Source organism: Paraburkholderia guartelaensis (genome assembly GCF_004353905.1).
Lineage (GTDB): Bacteria > Pseudomonadota > Gammaproteobacteria > Burkholderiales > Burkholderiaceae > Paraburkholderia > Paraburkholderia guartelaensis.
This window is the reverse complement of sequence record NZ_SMOD01000066.1, coordinates 1-10,868: the sequence shown is the minus strand read 5'-3', so window position 1 is coordinate 10,868 and position 10,868 is coordinate 1. Positions and strand designations below refer to the sequence as shown.

Sequence of the window (10,868 nt, the reverse complement as noted above, 5' to 3'; positions counted from 1 at the left end):
TTTTTTCTTGCGTGAAGCGGGTTGGCCACCCCGCTTCACGTGCAGCAGATTTTTCCCCGTCTGCTGCGAGCCTCCCGTTGTCGAAGCTCGTTTTACTGCTGCCTACTGCTGCTGGATCGTCGCGCTCTTCATCAGATCGACCACCACCTGCGCCGTCGCTTTCTGCAGCGCAATCTGTTCGAGCTGCTGGCGCAATGCCGCCTTCGTCGTTTCAAAGTCGGGAATCTGCGTGGCGCGCGACTGGTCCATCTTCACGATCCAGAATGCGTCGCCAACCTGAACGGGCGATGTCGTCACGCCGCCCTGAGGCAGCTTCACCATCGCCTCGGCGAGCGGCTGCGGCCAGTTCTGCGTCTTGCCCGCCTCGATCGGCGTCTTGAACGAGACCCAGCCCATCTCACCGCCCTGTGCCGCATTCGGTCCCTGGCTGTACTGCTTCGCGAGCTGCGCGAAATCGGTGCCCTTCTTCAGTTGCGCGAGGACGTTCTTCGCGGTGTCTTCATCCTTCACGGCGATCACGCTGGGCTTGTATTCCTTCTCGCCGAGCGTCGCGACGATCGTGTCGTAGCGTGCCTTCACGTCTGCATCGGTGACAGGCGCGGGCTTCACCTGATCGCGCAGCCAGGCCTGCGACATCGCCAGCGCCTTCGCCTGTTCAGCCGCCTCGATCACTTGCGGACGCGTGTCGTAGTGCTGCTTTTCTGCGGCCTGGTGGAACAGTTCACGCGCGATCAGCTGCTCCTTGATTGCGGCGCGTGTCTGAGGCGTGTCCGGCGCGTTGGCCGCCTTGAGCGCCGCATCGACCTGGTCCTGCGTAATCAGCACGTTGTTCACGCGCGCGACAGCATTCGCAGGCAGCGGGCCGGATGCCGGCACAGGCGCGGCCGCTTTCGCCTTCGCGCTTGAGTCCGTTGCCTTTGCCTTCGTATGCACCGTCGCATACGCGTCGTTCGCGCCAACCAAGCCCACCGCGCCTGCGGTTGCTGCCACGAAGGCCATGCGCATCGCGAACCGGCCTGCGCCCTGCATTGAAATCGACCTGCTCATGTCTGCTCCTTTATTCCGACCAGTTGATCGTTGCGAGTACGACGGTCGCCTTCTCGCCCATGGAAGCGGGCTGCAAAAGTGCCCGGCCCACGAGCACTTCGCCCGTCATCGTGTGGTTGCCGAAACGACGCGCGGCGCGTACACCCACGCCTGCGCCCATCAACGTCGGCCAGCCGCCCTGAGCCACCAGGTGCGACTTGCCGCCATCGAGAAATGCGTAGGGTTCGAGATGCGTGTCGAAGCACGCTGGCGCGTTCTGCCAGACGGTTTCATTGCGCAGGTAAAAACCGCTATCGCCGGCGATGCCGCCTTCCGTGAAGCCGCGCACCGAGTCCATGCCGCCGAGAAAGATCTGCTCGTTGCCGAAGAGCGCCACCGGGCTGTACTGCGCGCGCAGCCTGCCCCGGTACGCGAAGGAGAGCGCACCGAGCTGGCCCACCGTCGCCTGCAGCGTGAGTGTGGCGTCGCCCATGGTGAACTGGCTGTGCGCGTCGCTGTTGTCGATATCGGGGCCGTCGTGGCTCGCGGAAAGCCACGGCAGGCCCTGCGAAATGCCGAGATCCCACGTGGCCGCGGCCGGATCGCCATGCGCCGAGAACCGGTACAGCCCGTTCACGCCAATGCGCGCCACCGTGAGGTCCTGCGGGGAGAGCTCGATCCCGTTGACGCTGCGCTCGGTGCGCAGCTTGGTGAGCGTCGCGTCCAGACTGGTGCGGCCACTCGCCGAGCGCGTGAGCACGTCGTTCCAGCCGAGCGTCTGGCTGAACGTGCGCCCGTCAAGCAGCGCCGTGTCGCCAATGGCCTGCTGATACTCCGATAGCGCCGTCGTGTAGCTGAGCGTCTGGTAGCCGAACGGCACCGCCGCGGAAAACACCAGCGCATTGCTGTTTTCGGAGCCGACGTAACTGAGCCCGAGCGACTCCTGAAAACCGATCGCGTTGTCCGCCTCGAGTGAAGCGCGATAGCGCAGCGTGCCCGTGCTGGAACTGCCGTAGTTGTCGAGACCCGCATCGACATAGAACGGACCACCGAAGTGATTCGTGATGGCGACGATCGAATCGCCCGGCGCCTCGCCGGGCACGATCTGGATCTGGGCCTGATTGCGGCGCAGCCGGTTGATCTGGTCGACGCCCTGCTCGAGGTCAGGCAGGCGCAACGCATCTCCCTGCGAAGCGCCAAATGCCCACGCTGTGCCGTCGTCGGAAAGAAAGCCGCCGCCAACGGGCGGTACACGCCCCGGTTGCGTGCTGCGCGGGCGCAGCGGCTGGCCATTGAGCGTAAACGCCGCGATGCGCCCCGCCACCACGTTGATCGTCAGCGTGCCCGAGGCGAGATTCTGCTGGCCGAGGTACGCGCGCGTCGTGATGTAGCCGTGCGCAATGAAGGCTTCCGTCAGCCGGCGAAGCAGCAGGTTGATACGGTTGCGGCCCAGCATCCTGCCAATGAATGGCTGCGCGACTTCATCGAGCGCACGACGCGAAACCGGCGAGTCGCCGGTGAATTCGATGTGATCGATGCGGAACATCGGCGCGACGTCCGGCAATGACTCCACATCCGCGCCGGCAGGCAGGTTCGGCACCGCGCCCTCCGGCACCGAGATCTGTGCGGGCGCCTGCTGAAGTTCGTCGTTGCGTTGCTGGTCGCGCTGCTGTTGCAGCAGGCGCTGCGCCGGGTCCTGCACCGCGCGGGCACCTTGCGGGAGCGGTGGCAATTGCGGCACGGGCAGCGGAGGCGCCAGCTGTGCGCGCGCATTCGAGGCGAGCAGCATCGCCGCCAGCACGGCCGCGCGCAAACCGGCCTGAACGATGGGCGTGCTCACAGACCGAACCACGACACGAGCCCGATCGAGTTATGCGTGCCGATACCCACCGGCTGCTGCCAGCGCGGGCGCGTCGTGACGACACCACCACCCGCGTGCACACCGTTGGGCGCGATGAAGGCGCCGCCGTCAATTTCGCCCACGCCGGTGAGTTCCACGGCGCCGGAACCGCCCTCGAACAGGCCACCGGTATCCGTTGCGTAGATCGACGCCCAGCCGTTGCCGAACCATGCCTTCAGATCGTGCGTCTCATTGATGGCGCTATAGCCCAGGACGGCTTGCGCGAGCGTACGCGGCGCGTCGAGCGAGAGCTTGCCCACGGCGAGCACGGTGCCACCTGTATTGGTGATCTGCGTGCCCGCCTTGAGGCTGATGTCCGTGCCCGCCTCGATCACACCGCCAAAAGCCTGCACGGAACTACTCGCGCTCGACTTGCAGAAAATGAAGCAGGACTGCCGGTACGCCGCCTGGCCGGTGAAAACGGCCTGCGTGTCGAGCGTGCCAAGCGCAGTCATCGAGACTGCGCCGTTATTCGACAGGATCGAGCCGCCTGTATTGGCGATATTGTTTGCGTTGATCGTCACGTTGCCCGAGTCGGCAGTGACATACGCGAGTTCGTTGGCGTCCGCGAGCTGTCCGTAATCGACGTTGAAGCCACTGTTCCGATGGCGGAAGAACAGGAAACCGCTACTGCTCTGCGAGAAACCCACCGCGCCACCGTTCGCGACACCCGTGCTGTGGTCGACGATGTTGCGGAAGTCGCCGCCTGCCGTGATGTTCACGTTGTTGTTCGACAGCACGCGCGCATTTTCATTGACGACATCGCCACCTGCGACGATCGAAACATCGCCCTGCACGCCGAAGAGAATACCAAGGGCTCCCCCTGGATTCGACTGGTTGACCACGTTGCCCGCGGCGGCGATCGTGACCGCACCCTTCGACGCACTGTCTCCGGATGTTTGCTGCTGCCCCTGGATGAGCGATCCGACATTGACAATATCGCCGCTGCTCTGAAGCACGACGCCCGCACTCGCCGATGCGACAGTCGAGCCCTTCTGCGCGTTATCGAGTTCGAATGTCAGACTGTTCGCACCCAGATTCACTGCGCCGTTCGCGATGATGCTGCTACCCGTGAGCGTCATTGCGCCGGTAGAGGTGAGCGCGGCTGTGCCGTTGTTGGCGTTGACCTGGGTGTCGGTGAATGCGAGCGCATCCTTGACGTTGAAACTCACGTCCGTGGCCGCGTTGACCGAACTGTTGGAGAACTGCACCGCGCCGTTCGAGCTCAGCGAGAAGTTGCCGAGCGACGCATTCAGCGGACCCGCGCTGCGCACGCCCGGTCCCTGGTCTGTCACGATCAGTTCGATGCGCCCGCTCGCGATGCTGCCTGCTGCCGTGATGTCGAGTGCAAAATTCTTTGCCTGAGCATTGGCAGAACCGGATGTGATCGACATCCAGTCGTTCGCGTTGTCCGACGCTGAAAAACCCGTATTGAGCGTGACCGAACTCGTGCCCGCCAGAATGCGTGTGAGCGCCGTTCCTGAGGAAAACGTGTTATTCAACGCTCCATTGACCTGGACATTCTTCGCGATGAGATCGAGATCCACGAGCGCGCTCGACAGCCCGCCCGGACCAATCACGATCGTGCCGCCCGTTGTGCCGAGCACGACATTGCGCTGAACCACGCCCGGCGCGATTTGCACATCGCTGAAGCTGACCTGACCGGTCGTGAGCGCCACGTGGCCGGCGTTGATGAACGAGCCGCCGTTGACCGTGATGCCGTTGGGATTGGCGAGAATGACGTTCGCGCGCGAGCCCGCGACAGTGATCGCACCTTCGATCAGGCTCGGATTCGTGCTCGTCACCTGATTGACGATCGTACGCGCGTTGATGCCGACGTTATTGAGCGTCGCGCCCGCTGCGCCCACATTGAACGTCGAATAACTGTTCTGCGAAACGCCAGCGACAGATGGCGCGATATTGACGGTTTGTGCACCACCCGCAGTGGTCGTGACCGTCGTTGTGGTTTTGCCATCCGGCACGATGCCGCCGGCGAGCGCGAACGAAGGCGCAAGGAATGCGCTGATCAGAAGAGTGAATAACGCGCGCAGACCATCGCCGCGCGCCTGGACATACCATCGGCTTTGCATTGTTCTCTTCCCCGGCACGCGCGAGCGTGCGTGGGGAACCCCGGAGCGGTCGGTGTACCGCGTGTTTTAAGTTCGTATTTGGCTGCTCATGAAGCTATCGGCAACCTTCAGACGAATCTTTAGTGGGGCGCAATCATATTATGCCTGCTGAATTTAAGTAATAAAAATGATTATAATTTGAAAGCAAAGTGAATGTTTTTGGATCGAGCATTAGAGTGCAACTTCAAGCGGTATTGAGGCGGCGGTAAAGAACTGGAATTCCGTGCCGTAATTCAAAAATGCCAATGTTGGGCGAAATACGCCAACCAACCGGGCATTCTTGTTTTTCAGCCAATTCGGGATTTATCGGGACACTTGAATGAAGAACCTCTACCGCACTCTGTCGCTCTCAGTCGGCGTAGCATTGCTCGCAGCAGGCTGTGCATCGGGACCGCAATACAAGGACGTCGCATCCTCGATACCGACGCTCGCGGCCGATCATGGCCGAATCTATTTCTTCCGCGCTGACAGCTTCGCTGGAGCCATGATCCAGCCGGAGATCAAGCTTAACGACAAGGTCGTCGGGCGCTCCGTACCGGGTGGTTTCTTCTACGTGGACGAGATCCCGGGCGATTACACGGTGTCGACAACGACTGAGACGAAGAACGAGGTATCGTTCACCTTGCGCGCGGGTGATACGAAATACGTGCGTACGTCTATCAGCATGGGCATTCTGGTTGGGCATATCACGCCAACGCTGGATGATCCGGAAACCGCACCTCACGAGGTCGAGCAGCTCAAATATACCGGCGCGACCACCACGGCCGCAAAATAGAGCCGTTGAATTGAACACGCCGGATAGCAAGGTGGGTGGCGCGCTGCCCACTGGATAAAGATTTCCGGCCCATTCGAACGTGCGTCTCGGATCGTCGACAAGTTCGTGCTGCGTCCTCGGGAAAGCCACTCAAAAGGAAAAGTGATTTTCTCCGAGTCGCGCTAAATCCCAGGTCGATATCGGCGGCCGGACAACAACTGGTTGAAAGCCATTGCTGCCGGGAATAAGAAGTAGATCGTATGAGTCGCGCGCTCCCGGGAACGCATCCTCCTACGCTATTCGTATCTCCGCCGACACAATCTGTGATCGGCAAGCGGTGGTTCGATACCCGCCGACCGTGTCCGGTAGTAATCCGCCTGGATAACGGACCCGGCCGAAGTATGCCTGCAACATTTTCAGAAAATCCTTGAGAAAAGGCGGCGTTCGCCGAAATAGCCGCTCCGCGCTTCGCGACGCTGTCGTCGCGAAAGTAAGATCACGCTCGAAAAGACCTGCAAATGGCCAACAAACCGCTTTCCCGCACCAAGGCGCTGTGCATGTTGCTCGCCTGCCTGTTCTTCATTCCCGTATTCGGCGTACTGACGGCGCACTTCATGGCCTCGGAGTACGAGGGCCAGTTTCACGATTCGGTGGTGTTCAATCAGCATCTGGTCACCGAAGAAAACTATCAAGCCCGGCGCCTGAGCTATGTCTCGGTTTGTGCACAGATCCGCGCTGCGGGAAACGCGGAAGGCTATAAGGAAATGTGTTCCCCGGCGGACGAGGTCGCGATTGTCAAATATGCTTCGTGGGTGATTGCCGGCATCGGTGCTTTGATCTTGCTCGTGATTTACGGCGGCAGAGCGATCGCCGGCACGAATCGCGCACGGCTGAGCCGTATGTTCGGCTTCGTTGTGCGTGCCGTGATGTTCCTGCTCGCGCTCTCGGTGTTCGGGCAAGCGGTGTTGTTCGTCTTTTCGGTCTACACGATCGAGACTATGACGATTCATCAGATTCACGCGGTGCTGCTCGCTACCGTGGGATTTGCAGCGCTGCTCGTGTGCTGGACGCTGCTGCGCTCGACGTTCCAGTTCTTCAAGGAAACACCGATGCTTATCAAGGCCGTGCAACTCGATCGCGAGTCTCAGCCTCGGTTGTTTCAATTCGTCGACGACATCGCACGTCGGCTCGGCGCACGATCACCGGCCAATATCATCGCCGGGCTCGAGCCCAATTTCTTCGTTACCGCAGGGCCCGTCGCGTTGTTTGGCCGTCACGGCACGGTCGCGAACGAAACGCTGTTTATTTCGCTTTGCACGATGCGCTTGTTCAGCAAGCCGGAGTTTGCAGCAGTGATTGGCCACGAACTCGGACACTTCCGTGGCGACGACCTGATTTACAGCAAACGCTTTGCGCCCGCCTACTCACGACTCGGCCAGGCGTGGTCTGCGATGGCGTCGTCACGCGGAGGCAATGCCTCGGATCTCGCACGTCTGCCGGCCATCGTGACGCTGGGTACGTGCTGGAATGTCTTTGCGTCCGCGGAGCGCTCCATCGGACGAGAGCGCGAAATGCTCGCCGATCAGGCGGGCGCTGAGGCGTCGGACGCCCGGTCGCTTGCGCATGCGCTGGTGAAAATCGCGACCCATGCGCGCCAATGGGGCCCGCTCACGCGCGCGCATATCGATGAACTGGCCGAAGGACGCATGTATGAGAACTTGTCGGTAACCTATCAGAACGCCTGCCGCACCGCGCTCGGCGCGATGGACTGGGACGCCGCGCGCGACGAGCTTGGCAAGACAGCGGTCGCGCACCCCGTCGATACTCATCCGCCGCTTTCGCAACGTCTGCAGGGTCTGGGTGCGTCGCTCGACGAGGTCACTCTCGAGGAGGTGGGGGTGCCCGAAGAATCGGCCATCCATCTGCTGCAGGACCCCGAGGCGGTCGAACAGGAGCTTTCGAAGCTCGAAGCACAATGGCTGGTTGCCATTCGCGCGGTAGTCGTTCCGCGGAATCAGGCACAACCCGCGGAACCTGTTGGCTAAATGTAATTGTCGTGCACTCCACTGGCCGAGGCATGGCGGTCGTACTCGAGCGACTGCCGGCCGTCGCAATGGGTCTGGTTATGCCCTTTTTCGGCTTCCGGCCAGTGACCGTGAGCGGCTAGGATCAGTGAGTCGCGTTCGTTATCATTGGCACTGCGAGCGACGACGGGATTGACGCTAGCAGCAGCTTCCCAGATCAGGGGCGGATTTCGTCGACCGCAGGCGAATTTTCTCTCGCCGCGAGACATAGAATGGTCAGTCGAACGGCTGGTCCGCTCCGATTATCCGGGCCTGCTTGCCAGTTGGCGCTGTCCTGCGACGCCGCCGAATCTGTGTGACCCGACGAACGAGACGTCCAATAGTCCTTCAGGCGGCGATGTACGTTATTGTGTTCGTCTTTAGCGTACAAGCGATTAAAAACATACAGAGTGGTGCACGCAACTCGCTCCAACGAACGGGGATGCCAAGCGTATGTACGTTATTTGTAGTTTGTACGCTTTTGACGTACACTGAATTTAAAACGTACAGGAGAAAGCCTTGAAGGCCGTCACCGACCGCCTTTCGGCCTCTGGGCAAACGGCGCTGAGCCTCGCCTGCGAAGCCTTTTCGGATGCCACGCGGCACTTTTCTGCGTCACCGCGCTTTGATGCGCCAGCGCGCCCGGATGACGCTGACGCGTTGGTCCACTTCTCGGTTGCGGGCAGGCGGTTCGACATGCCCGTGGTGTTCGAACCCCGGTGGGAGTCCTCCTTCCACACCGTGCACCGGCACACGCCGGCCAAGCTTGGCGCTACCGCAGACGACCGGCGGCTGATGGTGATCACCTACCATGTCACGCCCAAGGTTGCGGCGGAGTTCATCGCCAGGCGCATTCCGTTTATGGACACCGCGGGTAACGTCTATCTCGACGAGCCGGAAGCCACGATCATGATCGTGGGCCGTGACAAGCCCGCGCTCAAGCCCACGGATACGAGCTCGCGCTCAACGACGCCCAAGGGCTTGCGGGTGACGTTTGCGCTCGCTTGCCAGCCTGGACTGGTCGAGCAGCCCATGCGCACCATCGCCGCCGAGTCGGGCGTGGCGCTGAACACGGTGAACCTGGCAGTCGATGACCTGATCGCGCGCGGGCTCGTCATCAAGAAAGCCACCGGCGAGCGCGTGATCGCCGACCGGCGCCGCTTCATCGCCGATTGGGTGAGCCAGTACCCAACGGCACTGCGCAAGAAGCTCGGCGCGCGGCGCTTTACGAGCGGTGTCGGCATCGAGTGGTGGAAAGGCGCTCCACTGTCTGACTTCGACGCGCGCCTGGGCGGCGAGTGCGCGGCTGATGTGCTCACCCGTGAGATCAAGCCGGCGTCAGTCACAGTTTATGTGCACGCTGGTGTGAGCACGGCCCTCATGAAGGCCGCGCGCCTTCGCCCAAACGCTCAGGGTGAGGTCGAGATCCTCGAATCCTTCTGGCCGACGCACGCAGAAGAAAGCTGGGATGTCCGACCGGGCATCGTTCATCCACTCCTCATCTACGCCGACCTGATCGCCTCAGGCGACAGCCGGAACCACGCCGTTGCGCAGAGTCTCCATGACCGCTTCCTTGCAAGCTAAGGTGCCGGCCGAGCGGCCGGTTCACCCGCTCACCGTCGCGCTGCTCGCCGACGTCACCCACGCGTGCGAGACCCTTGGAGCGCAGTTCGTGCTCGCCGGCGCCGGTGCGCGCGACGTCCAGCTCTGGCACATCCACGGCATCAAGGCGCCAGTAGCTACGCGCGATGTCGATGTCGCCGTGTGCGCGGTCAGTTGGGATTTCCACCACCGGTTGGTCGATACGCTGCTCGCCAGCGGTCACTTCCAGCATGACGCGAAGGCACAGCAAAAGCTCTTGTTCCGCCGCGAGGGAGATGAGTTCAGCGTCGAGCTCGACCTAGTCCCATTCGGTCCCATCGAGGCGCCGCCTGGCGAGATCGCATGGCCGCCCGAGGGCGACATCGTCATGACGGTGCTGGGCTTCCAGGAGGCGGTCGACACCGCTCAGCTTGTGGAGATCGGTGAAGGGCTGGTCGTGCCCGTCGTGTCGCTTCCTGCGTTCGTACTGCTCAAGCTCATGGCATGGAAGGACCGGCGCACCATCAAGAACACCGACGCATCCGACCTGCTCTTCGTGATGCGCAAGTACTTCTACGCGGGCAACGAGGAGCGCGTGTACGAAGAGGCGCTGGATCTGCTCGAAGCGTGCGACTTCAACGTCGAAATCGCCTCTGCGGGGATGCTTGCGCGCGACGCGCGCGATGTGGCGAACAACACGACCCGTGAAGCCGTGCGAGCCATGCTCCAGTCACCTGAGACCTACACCACGCTACAGGCCGACCTGCTCGCGCGAGCGGTGACTCACATGTTCGGGGAGTACGTTGACGATTCGCATGCGCTGCTCGAGGCATTCAGGGCGCAGTTCGTGATCGATGCGCCCGGGGCGTAGCGCCGATCCAGCCGTTTGGTGGGCGAAGGACCGGCCATCCTCGCCGGTCCGTCCCCCGCGGCTCCGCCCTCGCCCGCGGCGTGTCATCGGCGTGGCCGATCATCGATGACAAACCATCGCATCCGTCGCTCGGGTCAATCCGGTACGGCCAGTTGGCTATATCGCCGATTTGAACGTCGACCCAGTACTTCTGGAACACGTGCTCTCCAATATCCAGTCAGTATGTCGTAGCATTCATTGAGGCCCTCAGAGGTGGTGCCGCTTGTTCGGACAGGGTCCCGCGATTTTTAAGTGGAACGTCCGGGGCGATCATGCTGCCGATTTGATCGCTGGCAGCGTCGCGAAGTATGCCTCATCGGGCGTCTGATCCGCCAGACTCGAATGAGGACGTTTGCGGTTGTACAGCTCAATGTATTGGCCAATGGAGCGCCGGGCGTGGCTGACCGACTCGTAGGCTCTCAAATAAATCTCTTCGTACTTGATGCTGCGCCACACGCGCTCGACAAACACGTTGTCGCGCCAGGCGCCTTTGCCGTCCATCGAC

At 61.8% G+C, this 10,868-nt stretch carries 8 protein-coding genes; 4 read left to right on the top strand and 4 right to left on the bottom strand.

Annotation, left to right across the window (positions count from 1 at the left end; all coding sequences use genetic code 11):
• Nucleotides 1-102: 102 nt before the first annotated feature.
• From E1N52_RS40240 to E1N52_RS40230, 3 genes are read right to left on the bottom strand one after another with little or no spacing between them, the layout of a single operon-like run.
• Nucleotides 103-1,047: a peptidylprolyl isomerase gene (locus E1N52_RS40240; protein ID WP_246089428.1), complete on the bottom strand. Its 945-nt coding sequence runs from the start codon at nucleotides 1,045-1,047 to the stop codon at nucleotides 103-105.
• A gap of 10 nt (nucleotides 1,048-1,057) precedes the next feature.
• Nucleotides 1,058-2,815, bottom strand: a complete 1,758-nt coding sequence (locus tag E1N52_RS40235; protein ID WP_133190398.1) for a ShlB/FhaC/HecB family hemolysin secretion/activation protein — start codon at nucleotides 2,813-2,815, stop codon at nucleotides 1,058-1,060.
• Nucleotides 2,816-2,862: 47 nt separating this feature from the next.
• The gene (locus E1N52_RS40230; protein WP_133190376.1) at nucleotides 2,863-5,016 is read right to left on the bottom strand and encodes a two-partner secretion domain-containing protein; all 2,154 of its coding nucleotides are present in this window, start codon (nucleotides 5,014-5,016) and stop codon (nucleotides 2,863-2,865) included.
• A 358-nt stretch (nucleotides 5,017-5,374) separates the two neighbouring features.
• On the opposite strand from E1N52_RS40230, the gene E1N52_RS40225 reads away from it, so the two are divergent.
• From E1N52_RS40225 to E1N52_RS40210, 4 genes are all read left to right on the top strand, one after another.
• Nucleotides 5,375-5,830: a DUF2846 domain-containing protein gene (locus E1N52_RS40225; RefSeq protein WP_133190374.1), complete on the top strand. Its 456-nt coding sequence runs from the start codon at nucleotides 5,375-5,377 to the stop codon at nucleotides 5,828-5,830.
• Nucleotides 5,831-6,327: 497 nt separating this feature from the next.
• Entirely contained in the window at nucleotides 6,328-7,854 is a 1,527-nt protein-coding gene (locus E1N52_RS40220; protein WP_133190372.1) for a M48 family metallopeptidase, read from the top strand.
• Nucleotides 7,855-8,391: 537 nt separating this feature from the next.
• Entirely contained in the window at nucleotides 8,392-9,456 is a 1,065-nt protein-coding gene (locus E1N52_RS40215) for a type IV toxin-antitoxin system AbiEi family antitoxin (RefSeq protein ID WP_133190370.1), read from the top strand.
• On the top strand, nucleotides 9,434-10,324 hold the full coding sequence (locus E1N52_RS40210) for a nucleotidyl transferase AbiEii/AbiGii toxin family protein (RefSeq protein WP_133190368.1): 891 nt from the start codon (nucleotides 9,434-9,436) through the stop codon (nucleotides 10,322-10,324). Before E1N52_RS40215 ends, E1N52_RS40210 begins: the two co-directional genes overlap by 23 nt.
• Before the next feature lie 309 nt (nucleotides 10,325-10,633).
• Here E1N52_RS40210 and E1N52_RS40205 read toward each other — a convergent pair.
• Nucleotides 10,634-10,868, bottom strand: a 235-nt coding sequence (locus tag E1N52_RS40205; protein WP_133190276.1) for an integrase core domain-containing protein, incomplete at its 5' end; no start/stop codon positions are given.